General features: G+C 69.7%; 21 protein-coding genes. 16 read left to right on the top strand and 5 right to left on the bottom strand.

Annotation, left to right across the window (positions count from 1 at the left end):
• The first annotated feature begins 10 nt into the window (after nt 1–10).
• The 7 genes from QE377_RS02155 to QE377_RS02125 all read left to right on the top strand — a co-directional run bounded on the left by QE377_RS02155 (nt 11) and on the right by QE377_RS02125 (nt 6,913).
• Nucleotides 11–961: a sugar phosphate isomerase/epimerase gene (locus QE377_RS02155; RefSeq protein ID WP_307319259.1), complete on the top strand. Its 951-nt coding sequence runs from the start codon at nt 11–13 to the stop codon at nt 959–961.
• Nucleotides 958–2,082: a Gfo/Idh/MocA family protein gene (locus QE377_RS02150; protein WP_307319258.1), complete on the top strand. Its 1,125-nt coding sequence runs from the start codon at nt 958–960 to the stop codon at nt 2,080–2,082. The genes QE377_RS02155 and QE377_RS02150 overlap by 4 nt, the downstream gene beginning before the upstream one ends.
• Before the next feature lie 199 nt (nt 2,083–2,281).
• Nucleotides 2,282–3,508, top strand: coding sequence for an inorganic phosphate transporter (locus tag QE377_RS02145; protein ID WP_243227161.1), 1,227 nt, complete (start codon nt 2,282–2,284; stop codon nt 3,506–3,508).
• Entirely contained in the window at nt 3,508–3,843 is a 336-nt protein-coding gene (locus QE377_RS02140) for a peptidase (protein ID WP_307319255.1), read from the top strand. The genes QE377_RS02145 and QE377_RS02140 overlap by 1 nt, the downstream gene beginning before the upstream one ends.
• Before the next feature lie 34 nt (nt 3,844–3,877).
• Nucleotides 3,878–4,795, top strand: a complete 918-nt coding sequence (locus QE377_RS02135) for a phosphodiesterase (protein WP_307319254.1) — start codon at nt 3,878–3,880, stop codon at nt 4,793–4,795.
• A gap of 115 nt (nt 4,796–4,910) precedes the next feature.
• A complete protein-coding gene (locus tag QE377_RS02130) occupies nt 4,911–6,374 on the top strand; it encodes an aspartate ammonia-lyase (RefSeq protein WP_307319251.1) in 1,464 nt (487 codons plus the stop codon).
• A gap of 77 nt (nt 6,375–6,451) precedes the next feature.
• On the top strand, nt 6,452–6,913 hold the full coding sequence (locus tag QE377_RS02125) for a DUF4190 domain-containing protein (protein ID WP_307319247.1): 462 nt from the start codon (nt 6,452–6,454) through the stop codon (nt 6,911–6,913).
• A gap of 51 nt (nt 6,914–6,964) precedes the next feature.
• On the opposite strand, the gene QE377_RS02120 is transcribed toward QE377_RS02125, so the two are convergent.
• On the bottom strand, nt 6,965–7,834 hold the full coding sequence (locus tag QE377_RS02120) for a fumarylacetoacetate hydrolase family protein (RefSeq protein ID WP_307319246.1): 870 nt from the start codon (nt 7,832–7,834) through the stop codon (nt 6,965–6,967).
• Nucleotides 7,835–7,872: 38 nt separating this feature from the next.
• Between QE377_RS02120 and QE377_RS02115 the strand changes: the two genes are divergently transcribed.
• The 5 genes from QE377_RS02115 (at nt 7,873) to QE377_RS02095 (ending at nt 12,745) form a co-directional block, all read left to right on the top strand.
• Nucleotides 7,873–9,078 carry a PrsW family intramembrane metalloprotease gene (locus QE377_RS02115; RefSeq protein WP_307319244.1) on the top strand — a complete coding sequence of 402 codons (1,206 nt, stop codon included), beginning with the start codon at nt 7,873–7,875 and terminating at the stop codon, nt 9,076–9,078.
• Nucleotides 9,079–9,152: 74 nt separating this feature from the next.
• Complete coding sequence (gene add / locus QE377_RS02110) at nt 9,153–10,151, top strand: adenosine deaminase (RefSeq protein WP_307319241.1); 999 nt, start codon at nt 9,153–9,155, stop codon at nt 10,149–10,151.
• The gene (locus QE377_RS02105) at nt 10,148–11,500 is read left to right on the top strand and encodes an NtaA/DmoA family FMN-dependent monooxygenase (protein WP_307319239.1); all 1,353 of its coding nucleotides are present in this window, start codon (nt 10,148–10,150) and stop codon (nt 11,498–11,500) included. The genes add and QE377_RS02105 overlap by 4 nt, the downstream gene beginning before the upstream one ends.
• Nucleotides 11,501–11,649: 149 nt before the next feature.
• Nucleotides 11,650–12,018, top strand: a complete 369-nt coding sequence (locus QE377_RS02100; RefSeq protein ID WP_307319237.1) for an FKBP-type peptidyl-prolyl cis-trans isomerase — start codon at nt 11,650–11,652, stop codon at nt 12,016–12,018.
• A 166-nt stretch (nt 12,019–12,184) separates the two neighbouring features.
• Nucleotides 12,185–12,745, top strand: coding sequence for a YceI family protein (locus tag QE377_RS02095; RefSeq protein ID WP_243227171.1), 561 nt, complete (start codon nt 12,185–12,187; stop codon nt 12,743–12,745).
• 43 nt (nt 12,746–12,788) lie between these two features.
• Here the strand turns inward: QE377_RS02095 and QE377_RS02090 are convergent, their stop codons facing one another.
• The 3 genes from QE377_RS02090 to QE377_RS02080 all read right to left on the bottom strand — a co-directional run bounded on the left by QE377_RS02090 (nt 12,789) and on the right by QE377_RS02080 (nt 15,318).
• Entirely contained in the window at nt 12,789–13,712 is a 924-nt protein-coding gene (locus QE377_RS02090) for a DMT family transporter (protein WP_307319233.1), read from the bottom strand.
• Between the two features lie 89 nt (nt 13,713–13,801).
• Complete coding sequence (locus QE377_RS02085; RefSeq protein WP_307319230.1) at nt 13,802–15,088, bottom strand: MFS transporter; 1,287 nt, start codon at nt 15,086–15,088, stop codon at nt 13,802–13,804.
• Between the two features lie 5 nt (nt 15,089–15,093).
• Nucleotides 15,094–15,318 carry a DUF167 domain-containing protein gene (locus tag QE377_RS02080; RefSeq protein ID WP_307319228.1) on the bottom strand — a complete coding sequence of 75 codons (225 nt, stop codon included), beginning with the start codon at nt 15,316–15,318 and terminating at the stop codon, nt 15,094–15,096.
• Nucleotides 15,319–15,466: 148 nt separating this feature from the next.
• On the opposite strand from QE377_RS02080, the gene rpsO reads away from it, so the two are divergent.
• On the top strand, nt 15,467–15,736 hold the full coding sequence (gene rpsO, locus QE377_RS02075) for a 30S ribosomal protein S15 (RefSeq protein WP_137416542.1): 270 nt from the start codon (nt 15,467–15,469) through the stop codon (nt 15,734–15,736).
• Nucleotides 15,737–15,974: 238 nt separating this feature from the next.
• On the opposite strand, the gene QE377_RS02070 is transcribed toward rpsO, so the two are convergent.
• The gene (locus QE377_RS02070) at nt 15,975–16,982 is read right to left on the bottom strand and encodes an isopenicillin N synthase family oxygenase (RefSeq protein WP_307319226.1); all 1,008 of its coding nucleotides are present in this window, start codon (nt 16,980–16,982) and stop codon (nt 15,975–15,977) included.
• Nucleotides 16,983–17,122: 140 nt separating this feature from the next.
• On the opposite strand from QE377_RS02070, the gene efeU reads away from it, so the two are divergent.
• Genes efeU through efeB form a run of 3 tightly spaced genes read left to right on the top strand, consistent with a single transcriptional unit; the run spans nt 17,123 to nt 20,576 of the window.
• Nucleotides 17,123–18,049: an iron uptake transporter permease EfeU gene (gene efeU / locus QE377_RS02065; RefSeq protein ID WP_307319223.1), complete on the top strand. Its 927-nt coding sequence runs from the start codon at nt 17,123–17,125 to the stop codon at nt 18,047–18,049.
• On the top strand, nt 18,046–19,275 hold the full coding sequence (gene efeO / locus QE377_RS02060) for an iron uptake system protein EfeO (RefSeq protein WP_307319221.1): 1,230 nt from the start codon (nt 18,046–18,048) through the stop codon (nt 19,273–19,275). The genes efeU and efeO overlap by 4 nt, the downstream gene beginning before the upstream one ends.
• A complete protein-coding gene (gene efeB, locus QE377_RS02055; RefSeq protein ID WP_307319220.1) occupies nt 19,272–20,576 on the top strand; it encodes an iron uptake transporter deferrochelatase/peroxidase subunit in 1,305 nt (434 codons plus the stop codon). Before efeO ends, efeB begins: the two co-directional genes overlap by 4 nt.
• Nucleotides 20,577–20,581: the final 5 nt, after the last annotated feature.

Below are 20,581 nucleotides of genomic sequence, written 5' to 3'. Positions count from 1 at the left end.
AGGTCCTCGCATGACGATCCGTCGCTCACAGGTCGCCCTCAACCCCATCCAGTGGACCAACCTGCCGCCCGATCCCGCCGTCCCCGGAAGCACGGGGCGATGGCGATACGGAGAGCCGTCGTTCGTGGCCGACTACCCCGAGGTGCTCGCCGCCGTGGCGGAATCCGGGTTCGACGCCACGATGATGGAGGTCCTGGACACCCAGACCCTCCAGAGCTATGCGGCGATGATCGAACGCGCGGGCCTGCGTGTCGCGCCGGGTTACGCCTCCATCGGGCTGCCCGAGGACGAGGGGCTGGAGATCGCTCCCGGCAGCGCCGAGTGGGCGCGCTGGTTCAATCCGGTGCGGCGCAAGGCGGAGGAATCGCTCTACTTCGGCCTGGACACGGTCTTCCTCGCCCCGATGGTCGACTACCGGCTGCCGCGCTGGTCCGAGCGCGCGGCTGTCGGATACCTCGCCGACCGCGACCGGCTGCTGCGGCAGGCCGACATGCTCGCCGAGGCGGGCCGCATCCTGCGCGCGGAGGGTGTCCGGGCGGGGCTGCACAACCACGTGGGCACCTGGGTCGAGACCGAGGAGGAGATCGAGACCGTGCTCGCCGAGGTCGACCCGCAGGTGCTCGGTGCATCGTTCGATCTGGGGCACCTGGCGTGGGCGGGCATCGATCCGGTGGCGATGGTCGCGCGTCACCGTGACCGCGTGATCGACCTGCACATCAAGGACCACTCCACAGCCCTCCTCGCCGAGAGTCGAGCGAACCCGGGCCCGTACGAACGCGTGGCCTCGCAGCCGTTCTTCCTCGAGCCCGGCAGTGGCGACATCGACATCGCCGGGGTGCTGGCGCAGCTGCGGGACGACTTCGACGGCTGGCTGGTCATCGAGGTCGACCAGTTGCACGGCGATCCGGATGCGAGCGCTCGTCGCAGTCGCGGGTGGGTCGAGCAGACCTTCGCCGCGTGAGCGCACTGCGCGTCGCGATCATCGGGACCGGCATGATCGCGGAGGTCCATGCGCGCGCGGTCCGCACGGTCGGGGGGCGGCTCACGGGTGTGCTCGGCTCCCGCCCGGAGCGGGGCGCGCAGGCCGCGGAGCAATGGGGCGGTCGAGGCTATCCCGATCTCGAGGAGCTGCTGGCCGACAGCCCGGACATCGTGCACGTGTGCACCCCCAACGCGACCCATGCGCCCTACGTGCGGGCGCTTCTGGCGGCCGGCGTCGCGGTGGTGTGCGAGAAGCCGTTGGGGCTCGACGGCGCCGAAGCGCATGAGTTGGCAGAACTCGCCCGACGGGCGGGGGTCGTCGCGACGGTTCCCTTCGTGTACCGCTACCACCCGCTCGTGCGCGAGATCCGCTCCCGTGTGGCGCAGGGCGCGTTGGGACGAGTCCTGCTGATGCACGGCACCTATCTGCAGGACTGGATGCTCGACGCGCGCACAGCGAACTGGCGCGTCGACCCCGCGCTCGGCGGCAGCTCGCGCGCCTTCGCGGACATCGGTTCGCACTGGTGCGATCTGGTCGAGTTCGTCAGCGGGGAACGCTTCGACGCCGCGTCCGCCCAGTTCGCGCTCGCGCACCCCGAGCGTCCCGTCGGCAGCGATCACGCCTTCGGTGGCGCGGGGACGGCCGAACGGCCGAACGCCCCGGTCGAGACCGAGGACGCGGCGATCGTCGCGTTGCGCACGCGCTCGGGTGTTCCCGCCAGCGTGGTGGTGTCGCAGGTGTCCGCGGGACGCAAGAACCGGCTGTGGTTCGAGATCGACGGCACCTCTGCCAGCGCCGTGTTCGACCAGGAGACGCCCGAGACGGTGTGGTTCGGCACGACGAACGGGGCGAGCATCCTGCGGCGCGCCGAGGCACAGCCCTCGCCGGCACAGGCCCGTCTGAACGCGTTTCCCGCAGGGCACGCGCAGGGATGGGGCGATGCTTTCGCGACGTTCGTCGCAGACACCCACGCCGCCGTGCGGGGGGAGGCTCCGGACGGCCTTCCCACGTTCGACGACGGCGCACGTGCCGCCGACATCGTCGACGCGGTGCGCGCGTCGGCGCTCTCCGCCTCATGGGAGGCCGTCGCCACGCCCTGAGGGTGCGCCCACGACGATCGGGCGGAACGCATCGGCGCGGGTGAACGGTTACGCCCGGCGCACTGAGTTGACCGAGAGGGCGGGCGATGTAAGGATTCCGTGTGGTCGGGTTAACGAATGCCGACTTCACGGTGAACTGTTCGTTCGCGCCGCCGTTCGCTCGGCTCTCCCTCCTTCTCCCTCTCCCCGAAAGCGAACGGTGGAAACCGCAGCACTGATCGTCGTCCTGATCATCGGACTCGCGCTCTTCTTCGACTTCACCAACGGATTCCACGACACCGCCAACGCGATGGCCACGCCCATCGCGACGGGTGCCCTGAAGCCGAAGGTCGCCGTGCTGCTCGCGGCGGGACTCAACCTCGTCGGTGCGTTCCTGTCGACCGAGGTCTCCAAGACCATCTCGCACGGCATCGTGCGAGAGGATCAGATCTCACCCGGAGCCTTCCTCCCGCTGATCTTCGCCGGGCTCATCGGAGCCATCACCTGGAACATGCTGACGTGGTTGCTGGGTCTTCCCTCGAGCTCGTCGCACGCGCTGTTCGGCGGTCTCATCGGTGCGACCCTCGTGGGTATCGGCGCCTATGCGATCGACTTCGGCGTCGTGCTCAGCAAGGTCATCCTCCCGGCCCTGATCGCCCCGGTGACCGCGGGTGTGATCGCCTTCGCCGCGACCAAGCTCGCCTACGCCGTGACCCGTCGCTACGACGGCAAGCCGGACGGCCGCGACGGCTTCCGCTGGGGGCAGATCTTCTCCTCCTCCCTCGTCGCCCTCGCCCACGGCACCAACGACGCGCAGAAGACGATGGGTGTCATCACCCTGGCGCTGATCATGGCCGGCTGGCAGGACTCGGCCCACGCCGATCCCCAGCTCTGGGTCATCTTCGCCTGCGCCTTCACGATCGCCCTCGGCACGTACATGGGCGGCTGGCGCATCATCCGCACGCTCGGCAAGGGGCTCACCGACGTGAAGCCGGCCCAGGGATTCTCCGCGGAGAGCTCCACCGCCGCCACGATCCTCGCCTCCAGCGCCCTCGGCTTCGCCCTGTCGACCACTCAGGTGGCGTCCGGCTCGGTCATCGGGTCGGGGCTCGGTCGCCGCGGCGCGAAGGTGCGCTGGCGGACGGTCGGTCGGATCACGATCGGATGGCTGCTCACGCTTCCGGCCGCCGGCATCGTCGGCGCGGCAGCGGCCCTCATCGTCGCCTGGCTCGGTCCGTGGGGCATCGCGATCGACGCGGTCCTCGCCGTGATCATCGTGCTCCTGCTCTTCCTGCGTTCGCGCCGCGACGAGGTCACCGCCGCCAACGCCATGAGCGAGGTCGCCGACTCCGGTCGCGCCGTCAAGGTCAAGCGCAACCCGCCGCCCACGCGTCGTCAGCGTCGCCTGGAGCGAGAGCGGGCCCGTCAGGAGAAGGGACAGCGCTGATGGACGTCCAGATCGATTGGCTCGCCTTCGTGCAGGTCTTCTTCGCCGCCCTCATCGCGGCCGTCGCCGTGGTGGGAAGCTACGCGCTCGGACTCCGGATGCTGGTGCGTGCCGGACGTGCACCGGTGGTGGCGCCGGCGGAGTTCACCGACGCGATCACCGTCATGACAGACAAGCAGCGCGCCAAGGCCGAGAAGGCCGCGGCGAAGGCGGCCAAGCGCTCGCCGCTGACCGACGCGCAGAAGCGGCTGGCTTTCGCCGTCGCGTGCGCCGCCTTCGGTTTCTGCGCGCTGGCGGTGCTGTCGGGACTTCTGCTCATCGTCATCGGCCACTGATCGCTGCGTCGGCGGCCGGCCGTAGGGTGGCGGTATGAGTGCCGCACCCGCCGCCGTGCAGTTCGGGCAGCATCCGCCTGCTCTGCGTACGATCGTCCACCTGAGCGACACGCACTTCCTCGCCGGCAACGCGGCGCTGGGCGGGCGCTACGACACGCTGGCCAACCTTCGGCGAACCGTCGCCGCGATCGATCGCACCCGCATCCGCCCCGACGCGGTCGTCTGCACGGGCGATCTCACGGACCTGGGCGAGCCCGAGGCCTACCGTGCGCTGCGCGAGGTGCTCGAACCCGCGGCCGGACGGTGGGGTGCGCCGCTGGTCTGGGTCGCGGGCAACCACGACGAACGCGCGCCGCTGCGCACCGAACTGCTGGGCGGTGCGGCGAGCGACGAGCCCATCACCGCCGTCCACGACCTCGACGGCCTGCGTCTGATCGTGCTCGATTCCACCGTGCCGGGCTGGCACCACGGCGAGATCGACGATGCGCAGTTGGCCTGGCTGGCCGAGGTGCTGGCAACGCCCGCGCCGCTGGGGACGCTGCTGGCTCTGCATCACCCGCCGCTGCCCAGCCACATCCCGTTCTTCGACATCCTCGAGCTGCGTGAGCAGCACCGGCTGGCCGACGTCGTCCGCGACAGCGATGTGCGCGGCATCCTCGCCGGGCACCTCCACCACTCGACCTCCGGGACCTTCGCCGGGGTACCCGTGAGCGTGGCCGCTGCGACGTGCTACACGATGGATCTCGCCCGCCCCGCGGACGAGGTCAACGGAATGGATGCGGGGCAGTCGTTCCACCTCGTGCACGTCTACGACGACACCGTCACGCACGCCGTCGTCCCGGTGGTCGACGCCGAGACGGCGGACTTCTTCACGCCGGAGTGGGTCGCGGAGATGGCCGCTCTCACGCCCTCGGAGAGGCTGGACGCCTTCTCGCGCAAGCGTCCCCGCTGACGCTCGCCGCCCGGGAGGGTACCGGGTCCGGGGTGTACGCCGTGTCCGGTGGCACGCGGGAGCACGGCGATTAGGCTCGGTCACGCAACCGGCCGACGACCCACAAGGACAACGCATGCCAGAGCACGCAACGACGCGTACCCGCACCGAGACCGACTCCCTCGGGAGCCTCGAGATCCCCGCCGATGCCTACTGGGGCATCCACACGGCCCGGGCCCTCGAGAACTTCGACATCTCCAAACGCCCGATCTCCGTCTACCCCGACCTCGTGGTGGCGCTCGCGATGGTCAAGCAGGCCTCTGCCCGAGCGAACCGGGAGATCGGGGTGCTCGACGCGGAACGCGCGTCGCTCATCGATCGAGCCGCGCAGGAGGTCATCTCGGGCCGGCACCACGACCAGTTCGTGGTCGGTGTCATCCAGGGCGGCGCCGGCACCTCGACCAACATGAATGCGAACGAGGTCATCACCAACGTGGCGCTCGAGCTCGCGGGTCGACAGAAGGGCGACTACGCGTTCCTCTCGCCGATCGATCACACGAACCGCAGCCAGTCGACGAACGACGTGTACCCGACCGCCATCAAGGTCGGACTCTCGCTCACCCTGCAGAGCCTCCTCGTCGAGCTCGACCTGCTGCGCGAGGCGTTCCTCGACAAGGCGCGTGAGTTCCACGACGTGCTCAAGGTCGGCCGCACGCAGTTGCAGGATGCGGTGCCGATGACACTCGGGCAGGAGTTCCACGGCTTTGCCACGACGCTGGGGGAGGACCTGCACCGGTTGCGGGAGAACGCCTGGCTGCTGCACGAGGTCAACATGGGTGCCACCGCCATCGGCACGGGCATCACGACGCATCCGGACTACGCCCCCGCCGTGCTCCGCCACCTGCGCGAGATCACCGGACTGGACCTTGCGACGGCCGACGACCTCGTCGAGTCCACGAGCGACACAGGCTCGTTCATGTCGTTCTCGTCCTCGCTCAAGCGCAACGCGATCAAGCTCTCCAAGATCTGCAACGACCTGCGGCTGCTCTCCAGCGGTCCGCAGGCGGGCCTGGGTGAGATCAACCTGCCCGCACGTCAGGCGGGCTCCAGCATCATGCCCGGCAAGGTCAACCCCGTCATCCCCGAGGTCGTGAACCAGGTGGCGTTCGCCGTCGTCGGAGCGGACATGACGGTCACGATGGCGGTCGAGGGCGGCCAGCTGCAGCTGAACGCCTTCGAGCCGGTGATCGCGCACTCGATCTTCCAGTCGATCACCTGGATGCGGCAGGCGATGTGGACGCTGCGGGTGAACTGCGTCGAGGGCATCACCGCCAATCACGACCGCCTGGGCGCCATGGTCGGCTCCTCGGTGGGTGCGATCACCGCTCTGACGCCCTTCATCGGATACGCGGCCGCGGCGGCGCTCGCGAAGACGGCGCTGCTCACCGGCCGCAACGTCGCCGATCTCGTGGTCGAGGCCGGCCTCATGCCGCGCGACGAGGTGCTCAAGCAGCTGTCACCCGCTCGACTGTCGGGGCTCGAGGCCATCACGGCCGCCATCCCTATCATCGATACGAGCCTCACTCCGACCCAGGACTGAGTGTCGTCCGTGCGGCCGCGTGACGCAGCCGATAACGTCGGAGCGCGCACCGTGCCCGCGCCGAATCAGGAGGAATCATGACCGACCCGACCGGATCGCCCGAGAACACCCCGCCGGTCCCGCCGGCCTACCCCGCCGCGCCGCCGGCGTATCCGACGGCGCCCCCGGCCTACGAGGCGGCGCCGCCCGCCGCCGGTCCCGTGCCCGGCCAGGTTCCCGGCCAGCCGACCCCCGGCGCACCGGTGCCGGGCAAGACGCTCGGCATCGTGGCGCTCATCGTGGCGTTCTTCGCGCAGCTGATCGGCCTCATCCTCGGCATCGTCGCGCTCGTGCAGAGCCGCAAGGCCGGCGTGCGCAACCTTCCCGCGGTCTGGGCCATCATCGTCAGCTCCGTGCTCATGGTGATCGGGATCATCGTGGGGATCATCCTCATCGTGAGCTTCGTGAGCGTCTTCGACCAGGCGATGCGGTACTGCTTGGAGAATCCCAACGGCTCGTACCAGATCAACGGGGTGACGCAGTCCTGCCCCTCCCGCTGAGTCGATGTGCGACGACGATGGCCCCCACCTGCCGGTGGGGGCCATCGTCGTTCAGTCGAGGATGCGGCAGTGCGTCGTGAGTGCGCCGATGCCGTCGATGCCGACCGTCACCGTCGAGCGGTCGCGCAGGAAGATCTGCGGATCGCGGGAGTAGCCGGCGCCGCCCGGGCTGCCCGTCGAGATGAGTGTGCCCGGCAACAGCGTCACCGACTGGGAGAGGTGGGACACGAGAGCCGACACGGGGCGGATCATCTGCCCGGTCGAGGCATCCTGCACGGTGTGGCCGTCGACGACCGTCCAGATGTGGAGGTCCTGAGGGTCGGGCACCTCGTCGGCCGTGACCACGAAAGGACCGGTCGGGGTGAAGCCGTCGAACGACTTGCAGCGCGACCACTGCGCCTCGGAGAACTGGATGTCGCGCGCCGTGACGTCGTTGACGACCGTGTAGCCCCACACATGCTCCAGCGCGGTCTCCGGGGGGACGTCCTTCGCGGGGCGGCCGATGATCACACCGAGCTCCGCCTCGTAGTCGACGGATTCGCTGAGGCTGCGCGGCCAGCTCGTGGTCTGCTCGTGTCCCGTGAGCGAGTTCGGCCACAGCACGAAGACCGTCGGGGTCTGGTCGGTCTTCAGACCCAGCTCGCCCGAGTGTGCGGCGTAGTTGAGGCCGACCGCGAGGATGACCGGCGGGGCGAGGACGGCCGACGCGAACTCCGTTCCCGCGAACCCGAAGCGCTCCACCGCAGGCGACGCCGCGGCATCCCGCACGCGGGCCAGCAGGTCGTCTCCGCCGAGGATGAGCTGCTCGAGCGTTCTCGGGGCGTCGGGGAAGAGGGCGTCGACGAAGGCGGCGGAGTCCTCGTCGACGACGACGAGTCTCGGCTCCGGATTCGCAGCGGTGCGGAGGTGGGCGAAGCGCATACCCTCCACGCTACCGGCGGCGACCGTAGGCTGAGGGAATGACGACCCCCGACGGCCGCCCGACTCTCACCCCGCCGGCCTTCGACTCCGCGCTGGCGCAGCCGGTGCACGCGGTTCCCGCCCCGATTGCGGCTCCCGCGACCTCGCAGCCGCCCGTCGGCGCACCGGTCCGGCGCGCGTGGGGGCTCTACATCTGGGTCGGCGCGCTGCTGGTCGTCCTCCTGGTTGTGCTGGTCGGGTACTTCCTGGAGGCGATCGGTCCGGTCGCCTCGCTGCTGGGGGCGATTCTCGCACTGCTGCCGCTGGCGGGCGTGCTGTGGGCTCTGCGCATCGTGGACCGCTGGGAGCCGGAGCCGAAGGGTCTCGTCATCCTCGCGCTCGGCTGGGGAGCCATCGCCGCGGTGGCGCTGGCCCTCGGTGTCGATCTCGTGCTGCTGCTGACGTTCGGTCGCGGTGACTCGCAGCTCGCGCTCCTGCTGCAGTCGGTCGTGCAGGCACCGATCGTCGAAGAGATCGGCAAGGGCCTCGGTGTGCTCCTGATCTTCGCGGCGGCGCGACGGTTCTTCGACGGGCCGGTGGACGGCATCGTGTACGGCGGGCTGATCGGCGCGGGATTCGCCTTCACCGAGAACATCCAGTACTTCGCGAGCGCCTTCATCGAGGGCGGGTTCACGCAGGCCTCCGCCACGTTCTTCGTCCGCGGGATCCTCTCGCCCTTCGCCCACGTCATGTTCACCGCGGTCACCGGGTTCGCGCTGGGTCTCGCCGCACGCCGAGGCGTCCGACTCGGCGGCGCACTCGGGCCCTGGCTCGTGGGGCTCGCGGGTGCCATCGCCCTGCACGCGCTGTGGAACGGGTCCGCCCTCCTGGGTGACTTCTTCGCCCTCTACGCCGCGCTCCAGATTCCCCTCTTCGTGATCTTCGTCGTCGCGATTGTCCTCCTGCGGCGCGAGGAGGCGCGCCTGACGCGGGCGCGTCTGGGCGAGTACGCCGCCGTCGGCTGGTTCACCCCGCAGGAGGTCGACATGCTCGCGACCGCTGCCGGGCGCCGCACCGCTCTCGCCTGGGCGCGCACGCTCACCGGCAACCGTGTGCCGATCATGCGCACCTTCATCGCCGATGCGACCGCATTGGCGATGGCGCGACAGCGCGCGATCAGCGGGCGAGACCCGCGAGCGAGCGCGGAGGAGAGCGCGCTGCTGCAACGCACGGTCGCCGCCCGCGCCGCCCTGTTCGCGCTCTGACCTCCGGCGTCATCTGAGCGAAACACCGCGTCGCTATCGTGAACCGACCAGTTCACTCGACGTCAGGAGCGTCCATGGCCGACTCGGCCCTTCGCGATCTCGCCGCCCTCCCCAAGGGGCATCTCCACGTCCATCTCGAAGCGGCCATGAGGCCCGCGACGCTCGCCGAGCTCGCCGAGGAGATGTCGGTCGAGATCCCGCCGGTCACCGGCTTCTCCGGCTTCACGGCGTTCGCCGACATGTACCAGGGGCTGCTCGCGGTCCTCGCGCGCCCCGAAAACCTCGTGCGGTTGATCGACGAGGCCGTGGCGGATGCGGCATCCGACGGCGCGGTGTACGTCGAGTTCGGCGTGAGCCCCCAGTTCTATCTCGCGGCCTTCGGAACCGTCGAAGCGGCGCTGGACGCGCATCTCGACGCCGTTCGCATCGCCGGCGAGCGTCACGGCGTCGAGGTGGGCCTCATGGTCACGGTCGATCGCACCGAACCCCTCGCCGAGGCGATCGCGCTCGCGAACGCGGCAGCGGCGCGCGCGGGTCGTGGCGTCGTCTCCCTCGGGCTCGCGAACGAGGAGCGGGGCTATCCCGCCGCCGACTTCGCTCCCGCGTTCGACATCGCCCGCGCCGCAGGCCTGCAGTCCGCGCCTCACGCGGGCGAGCTGGTGGGCCCGGAATCGGTGTGGCAGGCCATCGACGACCTCGGCGCCGCGCGCGTGCTGCACGGCGTGCGGGCGATCGAGGATCCGGCGCTCGTGGCGGAGCTGGCCCGCAGGGGAATCTGCCTCGACACCTGCCCCACCTCCAATCTGCTGCTGGACGTCGTCGACGACCTCGCCCGCCATCCGCTCCCGCAGCTGCTGGACGCCGGGGTGCGGTGCTCCATCAACGCGGACGATCCGATCCTGTTCGGTCCCGGCATCCTCGACGAGTACGTCGTCGCGCGCGAGCAGATCGGCCTGACGGACCGGCAGCTCGCCGCGTGCGCGTGGAGCTCGATCGAGACCACGCTGGCGGGCGACGCGCTCAAGGCGCGCGCGAAGGCGGACATCGAGGCATGGCTGGGGGAGTCGCTGTGACCGATCTCCACTTCGGCGTCTTCGAGGTCTACGCCCCGCAGGTCGGGGGTACCTACAGCTGGGCGCACCCGCTCTGCGACGCCGCGGACTACCTCGACCCCGAGCGCTGGGTGCGCATGGCGAAGATCATGGACCGCACCGGCTACGACTTCCTCTTCTTCGCCGACGGCTTCGGCTACCCGATGCAGAACGGCGACATCAGTGCGGCCTGCCTGTCCGCGGCCATCAACTTCTCCGGTCTCGATCCGTCGACCATCATCCCGATCCTCGCCCGAGAGACGGAGCAGCTGGGATTCGTCGTGACGGCGACGACAGGAATGGACCACCCCCTGCCTCTGGCGCGCCGGTTCAGCACCCTCGACCACCTCACCCGAGGGCGCATCGGCTGGAACGTGGTCACCGGTGCCTCGCAGAACGCCGTCGCGGAGCTCTTCGGGCACCCGGAGATGGTGGCGCACGACACCCGATACGAGATGGCGGAGGAGTACGTGTCCCTCGCGCGCAGCTACTGGGAGCAGTCCTGGGACGACGACGCGCTCGTGGCGGATGCGGCCTTCGGCGTCTACATCGACCCGTCCCGCATCCATCGCACCCAGTTCGAGGGTGCGCACTACCGCTCGCGCGGTTACTTCGGCGCCCCGCCGTCGCCGCAGCGCACCCCGGTGATCTTCCAGGCCGGGACCTCTCCGAAGGGTCGCGCGCTCGCGGCCTCCCACGCCGAGGGCGTGTTCGTGCAGGCCACGACGCCCGAGCACACGGCGGCGGCGGTCGCCGACATCCGCCGCCGTGCCGCCGAGGCGGGGCGCGATCCCGAAGACATCCGCATCATGGCCGGTCTCACCGCTATCGTGGACGAGACGCAGGCCGGTGCCGAGCAGCTCTGGCGCGAGTTCCACGGCATGCAGTCCGACGAGGTCGTGGCGGCGCTGTACGCGGGGAACACCGGCATCGATCTGCTCACGCTCGATCCCGACAAGACCCTCGCGGAGGTGGTGGCCGCCGGCGGCGTCGTCGGTCAGATGGGCACGAGCAACATCGAGCGCTTCCTCGGTCGCGACGGCTCGCCGGCGCCGACCGTCCGCCAGATCCTCGACGATCTGCGTGGCAAGGGCACGAGGGGCTTCCGGATCGTGGGGGATGCCGAGCACGTCGCCGACCGCGTCGAGGAGCTCGCCGATCAGACGGGCCTCGACGGGTTCCTGTTCGAGCCGGTCTTCGGAACGCGCGATGTCGAGGCGTTCGGGGAGCTGGTGCTCCCGCGCCTTCGCGAACGAGGCCGACTCGGCACACCTGCCGGTCCGACGCTGCGCGAGCGGATGCGGGAGCGCCCCGGCGCTCGTCTGGGCTGACGGAAAAGACTCAGCGCCCGGTGCCGCGGCGATGCCTGCGTGACTCCCGAGCGCTGAGTTGTTCTGCTGTCAGGATCCACCCCTCGCCGGGCGCTGTCAAGAGGGCCGGCCGCGCCTCGCAGGCGGCGGTGACGTGCTTGGATGGAGACATGACTGACAACCGCACGAAGCCTGAGTTCGACGCTCCCGCAGGACCCGCTCCCACCGAGCTCGTCATCCGCGACCTCATCGTCGGAGACGGCGAAGAGGCGAAGCCGGGCGACAACGTCACGGTGCACTACGCCGGCGTCGAGTACGAGTCCGGCGAAGAGTTCGACTCCTCCTGGGGACGTGGCGAGAGCATCCAGTTCCCGCTGCGCGGCCTCATCCAGGGCTGGCAGGACGGCATCCCCGGCATGAAGGTCGGCGGTCGCCGCGAGCTCGTGATCCCGCCCCACCTGGCGTACGGTCCCGCCGGCGGTCACTTCCTCGGTGGCAAGACCCTCATCTTCATCATCGACCTGCTGAAGGTCGGCTGACACGACCTCGCGAAGGGCCCCGGACACCCGGGGCCCTTCCTCATCGGTCCACCGGAAGTTCTTAAGACTCTCGTCAGAATTTTGCATGCAAGGGAATACGTTTCCGTGGGATGCGGTTGACTGGACTCGATGCCGCGAAACGCGCGGCCCTGGTTTTGGAGCGAACATGACCGACACGAACGCAATCGAGATCCCCGGATACAAGGCCGGCACCTGGACGCTGGACGCCTCGCACAGCGAGGTCACCTTCGCGGTGCGCCACATGATGATCTCGAAGGTGCGCGGCACCTTCGGTGTGAAGAGCGCCACGATCATCGCGCCGGAGAACCCGCTCGAGGCGAAGGTCGAGGCCACGGTGGACGTCGCCTCCATCGACACCAAGGACGAGGGCCGTGACGGTCACCTGCGTTCGGCCGACTTCTTCGACGTCGAGAACTACCCCACGATGACCTTCGTCTCGACGGGTGTGCGTTACGAGAAGGGCGACTTCCTCGTCGACGGCGACCTGACCATCAAGGACGTCACCAAGCCCGTCACGTTCGAGCTCGAGTTCGGCGGCTTCGGCACCGACCCGTGGGGCAACTACAAGGCCGGCGCCACGGCCAAGACGGTCATCAACCGCGAGGAGTTCGGTCTGACCTGGAACGCCGCGCTCGAGACCGGCGGCGTGCTCGTCGGCAAGGACGTCACGATCGAGCTCGACCTGCAGGGCACGGTCGCGGCCTGATCGCACGCGAAGGGGACGGATGCGGCCGCATCCGTCCCCTTCGTCATGTCCGGGCTCGGCGCCGCAGCCGGTCCTGCGCGAGGAGAATCCCCAAGAAGACGACGAGGGCGCCGGCGGGCTCGTTCCACGAGACCGTCTCGCCGAGCACGATGGCACCGAGCACGACGCCCACGACGGGCGTGATGTACGTGACGGTCGAAGCGCGCGTGGGCCCCCAGGCGCGGAGGACGTTCTGGTTCCAGATGTAGGCGACGCCGGTTCCGAGGCAGCCGAGGAGCACGAGGCAGCTGACGATCGCCGCATCCAGCCGTACGGGCGTCAGCGCGATCAGCGGTGTCAGAGCGAGCATGATCACCGCCGCGATCCCGATGTTCAGGAATGAGAAGACCAGGGGGCTCATGCCGCTGTCGGATGTGAACCGGCGCATGTAGGCGAGGCTGAAGCCGTAGCAGGCCGTGGCGCCGAGGATGGCGAACTGGGCGATGAGGCTCTGATCGGGGGCGAGGCCCTGCCAGGGCGCGATGATGACCATCACCCCGAGGATGCCGATGAGGATCCCCGCGATCTGGATGAGGCGCAGCTTCTCGACGCGGAAGACGGCCCAGGCCATCACAGCCGTCATGATCGGGGTCGTCGCGTTGTAGATGCTCGCAAGGCCCGAGGTGACGTGCTGCTGGGCCCATGAGAACAGCAGGAACGGCACGACGCAGAACGAGAGTGCCAGCACGAACATGTGCGCCCACACCACGAGTCGCTCGGGCAGTGTCTCGCGGCGCACCGCCACGAAGATCCCCAGCGTCACCGCTCCGAGCACAAGCCGTGACCATGCGACTTGGGCGGGGGAGAGGCCGCCGAGCGCGACCTTCATGAACAGGAAGCTCGAGCCCCAGATGATGCCGGTGAGCACGAACTGCACGGCGATGACCGCCTGGCGAGGGGGAGCGAGCGGGCGGGCGACGGTGAGCACGCACCGACTCTAGTGACGGCCGCGGACGTGGCGGCCCGGCTGCGGATGCGGTGTCCGAAAGCCGTCGCAGAACGGCAGCGAGCCGCCGCTCAGGGAGTGGGGTTCAGCGCGTCGTACGCGCGGAAGCCGGGGCTGAGGCGCACGAGGACTCCGACGAGCGCGATGATCACGATCCCGCCGATGAGGGGCGGGAACCACAGGGCCGTGAGAGTCGCGAGTCCGCCGGCATACAGCGCGCCGACCCGTGGTCCGCCAGCGACCACCACGATGAAGATCCCCTGCAATCGGCCGCGCATCGTGTCGGGCACAGCGGACTGCATCATCGTCGCGCGGAAGATCGCGCTCACGTTGTCGGCAGCCCCGGAGACGGCCAGGACGACACAGGCGGCGGCGATCAGGACGACGTTGACGTCTCCGTCATCGAACCAGCCGAGGGCGGCGGCCACCAGGACGAGCCCGAACAGCGCGATCGCGCCGCCGTACACCTGGATCGCGCGCTCGATCCCCACGCCGTGCCGACGCACGCGTCCGATGGGGCCCGAGAACAGGCTCGACAGGAAGGCGCCCGCCGCCACTGCGGCGGTGAGGATGCCGGTCGTGACCGGGCCTCCTCCCAGCAGCACGGCGCCGATACCGGGGAACAGGGCGAGCGGCTGCCCGAAGGTCATCGCGATGATGTCGAGGACGTACTGCATCCGGATGTTGCGCGCGCGCCGGAGGAAGGCCCAGCCGTCACGAAGCGACGCGAGCCCCGGCCGCACGATCTCGCCTTCCGGGCGAAGCCTCGGCAGGGTCCACAGGCCCAGGAACAGCGACGTCATCAGCACCACGTCGATCGAGTACGTCCAGGCATAGCCCGCGGTCGCCACGAGCACCCCGGCGAGTGCGGGCCCGGCCATCACCATGATCCCGATCGTGACGCCGTTCAGGGCGGCTGCCGCGGGCAGCAGCTCCCGCGGCAGCAGGCGCGGCGTGATGGCCGACTTCGTGGCCATCACGACGGAGTTGGCGGCGGAGTTGACGATGCTGAGCGCGTAGAGCCACCAGACCGTCTCGTCGCCGAACCACGCGAGAGCAGCCAGCAGAGCCGTCGAGGCGAAGGTGATGCAGGCGGCGACGAGGGCAACGACCCTTCGGTCGAACGCGTCGGCGAGCATCCCGCCGTACAGACCCGCCAGCACCATGGGGATCAGGCCTGCGACGGCGACCATCGCCACGGCGAAGTCGGAGCCGGTGAGGGCGTAGACGTGCAGCATCACCGCGACGATCGTCAGCTGACCCCCGAGGCCGGCGAGCGTGGACCCGATCCACATCCGCGCGTACGGCGCGCTGGTCGTGAGGGGGCGCACGTCGATCAGGTGGCGCGCGATCCGCATCCGACTCACTCCGCGACCTCGATGCGCTTGATGCGGGCGGCGTGCCCGGTGCGGATCGTGATGTCCGCGCGGCGGACCCCGAGGTGCGCCGCAAGCGCCGCGATGACCCCGGCGTTCGCTGCGCCGTCGGCCGCCCGCTCACGCACGTGCACAGTCAGGGAGCCGTCCGCATCCGACTCGACGAGGGGGCCGCGTCGACTGCCGGGCTTGACGCGGACGGTGAACTGCACGGGTGCGAGCGTACCGCGGTGGGAGCGGTTGGGGTCGGCGCCGAACGCTGGTAGACTTTTGAGGTTGCCGTTCGATCGGCCGCGGATAAAGAGAGCCCCCGGATCAGCCGGAGGGCGCCGCGCAACGAGGAGAAAGGGGATCCCATCTATGGCACTCGAGAACGACGTCAAGAAGGCGATCATCGAAGAGTACGCGACGCACCCCGGTGACACTGGATCCCCCGAGGTGCAGGTCGCGATGCTGACGCAGCGCATCAAGGACCTCACCGAGCACCTCAAGGAGCACAAGCACGACCACCACTCGCGTCGTGGCCTGTTCCTCATGGTCGGTCAGCGTCGTCGCCTGCTGGGCTACCTGCAGGACATCGACATCAACCGCTACCGTTCGCTCATCGAGCGTCTCGGTCTGCGCCGCTGATCGCAGCGCGATCGCGTATATCGCTTTCTTCGAAGGCCGCCCCACGGTGTGGGGCGGCCTTCGCTTTTGTGTGCCGGCCGCATCCTGAACCCACCTCGCTCCCCGATGACCGCGAGACCGCACTTCCGGCACGAGATCACGGGTAAACACAGTGATCTCGTGCGAAAGATGCAGTCTCGCGGCTAAGGGGTAGGGGAGGGGCGGATGCGGCGCATGCGGGCACCCCGCGAACGGCGGATCAGGCGCGGGCGGCCAGGAGGTCCGCGTGGTGGATCGCCGCCACATCCGGGTGCGCGCGCAGCCGCGACTTCAACGCGTTCTCGCCGTAGCGGGCGTAGATCGGGTTCGTGGGGTCCTCGGTCACACCCCGCGAACGTGCCGCGAGCTCCGGCGGAAGCTGGATGAGGGGCAGCTGGGCATCCAGCGCCGGGTTGAAGAAGAAGGGCACCGAGATGCGGTCCTCGGGGTAGCGGGGCGAGACGACGCGGTGGTTGGTGGCGATGAGATACCCCTGGGTCGCGTACTCGAGCAGCTCGCCGATGTTGACGACGAACGCACCGTCGACCGGCGGCGCGTCCACCCAGCCGCCGTCGCGCTCGACCTGCAGCCCGCCCTTGCCCGGCTCGACCCAGAGGAGCGTCAGGACGCCGGAGTCCTTGTGCGCGCCGACGCCCTGCTGCGGCTCGGGCTCACGGCTGCCGGGGTAGCGGACGATCTTGATGAGCGTGCCCGGGTCCGCGAAGTACGGGTCGAAGAAGTCCTCCGCCGCGCCCAGCGCCAGCGCCCACTGGCGCAGCAGCGTGATCGCGACCTCGCTCAGCCGGTCGTGCCACTCCTGCACGACCTCTCGCAGTTCAGGAAGAGCCTCGGGCCAGAGGTTGGGGCCGGTGAGGCGGTCGAAGTCGGGAGCGTCGGGGTCGGTCACGGCCTCGCGCTCGGGGCCGATGTCGATCTGCTCGCGCCAGTCGACCTGGCCCTGCGTGCGCTCGCCGCCGATGCGCGTGTACCCGCGGAAGTGCGGGCTGTTGACGTTCTCGATCGCCAGTTTGTCGGCGTCGGGCAGCGCGAAGAAGGCGCGGGCGACCTTCTCGAGGCGCAGCGCCAGGTCGTCGACGCCGGTGCCGGTGAGGTAGAAGAAGCCCACCTCATGGGTCGCGCGGCGCAAGTCGTCGCGGAACGCGGCGGCCGCATCCGGGCCGCCGGACAGGCGGGAGAAGTCGAGGACGGGAAGGGATGGCGTGCTCATGCACCGAAGGTACGTCCCGGCGTCGCCGGGCGGAGAAATATTGCTGAGCGTTACCGCACGGCATGGAATTTGCCTCCGGTCGTAACAGGAGTAATCTCGCTCCGGGCTTAGGTAAGCCTTACCAGAAAGAAGGATGCCCGGTGCTGTCGAGTCTGCTGATCGGCCTGCGTGAAGGCCTCGAGGCCGCCATCGTCGTCGGCATCCTCGCCGCCTATCTCTCCCGACTCGGCCGGCGCGACGTGCTGCCCCGGCTGTGGATCGGCGTCGGGCTTGCCGTTCTCCTCTCGCTCGTGGTCGGAGCCGTCCTCACGTTCGGCGCCTACGAGCTGACCTTCCAGGCCCAGGAGATCCTCGGCGGCGGTCTCTCGCTCGTCGCCGTCGCGCTGGTCACCTGGATGATCTTCTGGATGCAGCGGGCCGGCCGTGGGCTCAAGCGGGCGCTCGAGGGCGACATCGACCGAGCCCTCGCGACCGGCGCGCTGTGGGGAATCGTCGTCATCGGCTTCATCTCCGTCGCCCGCGAGGGACTCGAGACGACCCTGCTCCTGTGGTCGATGGTGCAGTCCTTCGGCAACGCGCCCGCCGCACTCGGCGGCGCCGTCCTGGGCCTCGCGCTGGCGGTCGTGCTCGGCGCGCTCATCTCGCGCGGCATGATCCGTCTCGACCTGCGGGTCTTCTTCACCTGGACCGGCGCGCTCCTGATCGTCGTGGCCGCCGGCGTCCTCGCGTACGGCGTGCACGACCTTCAGGAGGCGGGGGTGCTGCCGGGGCCGTTCTCCGACGCCGCCACGATCGATGCGGTGACCGGAGTCGTGGGGGTGGGGCTCGCCGGCTTCCCGTTCGGGTGGGCCTTCGACGTGTCGTCGGCCATCGCCCCCGGGGGACCCGTCGCCGTGCTGCTGCAGGCCACCGTCGGGTTCATGCCGCAGATGACATGGCTGCAGATCATCGCATGGGTCGTCTACATCGCCGTGGTCGGCATCCTCTTCTTCCGCGGTGCGCGTCCGCACCCGCGGTCCCACCGAGCGCAAGAAGCCGTCGCTCCCGCACATCAAGGAACCCCATGACAGCTCCCCGTCTGATCGGCGGCGCCGCAGCGCTCGTCATCACCTCGCTCGCGCTCGCCGGATGCGTCGCCAAGGCCGACGTGGCCGCATCCGACGCCCTCACCGTCACGGCGAGCGACTCCGCATGCGATCTGCCCACGGCGACCGCCACGAGCGGCACCCTGGCCTTCGACGTCACGAACACGGGCTCGGAGGTCAGCGAGTTCTACCTGCTCGCCGAGGACGGCCTCCGTATCGTCGGCGAGGTCGAGAACATCGCTCCGGGCGCCTCGCGCACCCTGACGGTGGTCGCGCAGCCCGGCAACTACTTCACGCTCTGCAAGCCCGGCATGGTCGGTGACGGCGTCGGGCGGGCGGGCTTCACGGTCACCGGCGAGACGATCGCCGCGTCCGGTGACGACGCGGAGCAGAAGCAGCAGGCGGTCTCCCTGTACGCCGCGTTCGTGAAGGACCAGGTCGAGCAGCTCGTCCCCGCGGTCGCCGCCTTCACCGCCGCCTACGCCGCCGGCGACGACGAGACCGCCCGCACCTCCTTCCCGCAGGTGCGCTCCTATTACGAGCGCATCGAGCCGGTCGCCGAGTCCCTGGGCGATCTCGACCCCAAGATCGACTACCGCGAGGTGGATGCGGTCGCGGAGGGTCTCGACTGGACGGGATTCCACCGCATCGAGAAGGACCTCTGGGTCCCCGCTCAGGACGCGCTCAACGCCGATGGCGCGACCCCTGCCTGGCAGGACTGGACGCCGTCCACGCCCGAGCAGCGTACGGAGCACGCCGACCAGCTCGTCGCGGATGTGGCGCAGCTCAACGACTACGTCCACTCCGACGAGTTCGTGAGCGCGCTGGACGCGCAGGGCATCGCGGGCATCTCGAACGGTGCCATCGCGCTGCTCGACGAGGTCGCCAACGGCAAGATCTCCGGCGAAGAGGACTGGTGGAGCGGCACCGACCTCTACGACTTCGCCGCCAACGTCGAGGGCTCCAAGATGGCCTACTCGCTCGTCCGCGACTTCGCCGAGAGCAAGGGCGCGGACGGGCAGAAGCTCGTGACCGCCATTGACAAGGGATACGCCGATCTCGAGGCTCAGCTGGCCACGTACGGCAGCGCGGACACGTCGTTCGTCGCGTACTCGACGCTGACCGAGGCCGACAAGCGCACCCTGACCGATCTGATCAACGCGCTCGCAGAGCCGCTGTCGCGTCTGACGGTGACCGTCCTCTCGTGAGCGAGCAGCAGTCCGCCGCCCAGCCGGCTGAGCCCGCCGAAGTGCCGTCCGGGCTCAGTCGGCGGGGTCTGCTCGGCCTGCTCGGCGCCGGTGCCGCCGGCCTCGCCATCGGCGGGGCCGGCGGCACCGCGGTCGCCACAACGGTCGCGGGCGCCGCATCCGCCGCTGACGCCGACGGCGTCCACGCGTTCTTCGGCGAACATCAGGCGGGGATCACCACTGAAGTGCAGGATCACCTGCACTTCGCCGCCTTCGATCTCGACGACGATCTGACACGCGACGACCTCGTCTCGCTCCTGCAGGACTGGTCGTATGCCGCCTCGCGCATGACGCAGGGGCTCGATGTCAGCGCGTCGGGGGCGGTGGGCGGTTCGCCTCAGGCGCCGCCGGACGACACGGGAGAGGCGCTCGGTCTGCCCGCGAGCTCGCTCACCATCACGTTCGGATTCGGGCCCGGGCTGTTCGAGCGCGACGGCGTCGATCGCTTCGGGATCGCCGATCGTCGCCCCGATCTGCTGACGGTGCTGCCGCGCTTCGTCGGCGACGACCTCGACCCGCTGAACTCCGACGGCGACCTGTGCATCCAGGCCTGTGCCGACGATCCGCAAGTGGCCGTCCACGCCATCCGGAACCTCAGCCGCATCGCGTTCGGTCGCGCCCGCATCCGCTGGGCGCAGCTCGGCTTCGGCCGCACGTCGAAGACGAGCGCGGCGCAGACCACGCCTCGCAACCTGTTCGGCTTCAAGGACGGCACGGCCAACATCCTCGCCACCGACACCGCGGCGCTCGCGGAGCACGTGTGGGTCGGGGATGAGGGCCCCGCCTGGCTCGCCGGAGGCAGCTATCTGGTCGCACGCCGCATCCGGCAGACGATCGAGACCTGGGACCGGCTTCGGCTCATGGAGCAGGAGCGCACGATCGGGCGCGACAAGCGCGAGGGTGCCCCGCTGTCGGGAGGGGACGAGTTCACCGCGCCGGACTTCTCCGCGACGGATGCGTCCGGCACCGCCCGCATCGACCGTGCCTCGCATGTCAGCCTGGCCCACCCCGACAACAACGGCGGCGTGCGCATCCTGCGTCGCGGCTACAACTTCGTCGACGGCAACGACGGGCGCGGCGCGCTGGAGGCGGGTCTGTTCTTCCTCTCCTACCAGCGCTCGCCCGAGCAGTTCATCACGCTGCAGAAGGCGCTCGCGCGGGATCTCCTCACGGAGTACCTGCGCCACGTCGGCTCGGGCATCTGGGCTGTGCCCGGGGGTGTCCGAGAGGGATCGTTCGTAGGAGCCGAGCTCTTCGCCTGAGCGGG

Source organism: Microbacterium sp. SORGH_AS_0862, from assembly GCF_030818795.1.
Lineage (GTDB): Bacteria > Actinomycetota > Actinomycetes > Actinomycetales > Microbacteriaceae > Microbacterium.
Note: the sequence above shows the minus strand (reverse complement) of the source record. Positions and strands in the feature narration are given on the sequence as shown.

Bases quoted from the DNA above. Each gene is read 5' to 3' on its own strand.
- QE377_RS02155 (WP_307319259.1), top strand. From the start codon at position 11: ATGACGATCCGTCGCTCACAGGTCGCCCTCAACCCCATCCAGTGGACC.
- QE377_RS02140 (WP_307319255.1), top strand. From the start codon at position 3,508: ATGGACGTCCAGATCGATTGGCTCGCCTTCGTGCAGGTCTTCTTCGCC.
- QE377_RS02135 (WP_307319254.1), top strand. From the start codon at position 3,878: ATGAGTGCCGCACCCGCCGCCGTGCAGTTCGGGCAGCATCCGCCTGCT.
- QE377_RS02130 (WP_307319251.1), top strand. From the start codon at position 4,911: ATGCCAGAGCACGCAACGACGCGTACCCGCACCGAGACCGACTCCCTC.
- QE377_RS02125 (WP_307319247.1), top strand. From the start codon at position 6,452: ATGACCGACCCGACCGGATCGCCCGAGAACACCCCGCCGGTCCCGCCG.
- QE377_RS02120 (WP_307319246.1), bottom strand. From the start codon at position 7,834: ATGCGCTTCGCCCACCTCCGCACCGCTGCGAATCCGGAGCCGAGACTC.
- QE377_RS02115 (WP_307319244.1), top strand. From the start codon at position 7,873: ATGACGACCCCCGACGGCCGCCCGACTCTCACCCCGCCGGCCTTCGAC.
- add (WP_307319241.1), top strand. From the start codon at position 9,153: ATGGCCGACTCGGCCCTTCGCGATCTCGCCGCCCTCCCCAAGGGGCAT.
- QE377_RS02100 (WP_307319237.1), top strand. From the start codon at position 11,650: ATGACTGACAACCGCACGAAGCCTGAGTTCGACGCTCCCGCAGGACCC.
- QE377_RS02095 (WP_243227171.1), top strand. From the start codon at position 12,185: ATGACCGACACGAACGCAATCGAGATCCCCGGATACAAGGCCGGCACC.
- QE377_RS02085 (WP_307319230.1), bottom strand. From the start codon at position 15,088: ATGCGGATCGCGCGCCACCTGATCGACGTGCGCCCCCTCACGACCAGC.
- rpsO (WP_137416542.1), top strand. From the start codon at position 15,467: ATGGCACTCGAGAACGACGTCAAGAAGGCGATCATCGAAGAGTACGCG.
- QE377_RS02070 (WP_307319226.1), bottom strand. From the start codon at position 16,982: ATGAGCACGCCATCCCTTCCCGTCCTCGACTTCTCCCGCCTGTCCGGC.
- efeO (WP_307319221.1), top strand. From the start codon at position 18,046: ATGACAGCTCCCCGTCTGATCGGCGGCGCCGCAGCGCTCGTCATCACC.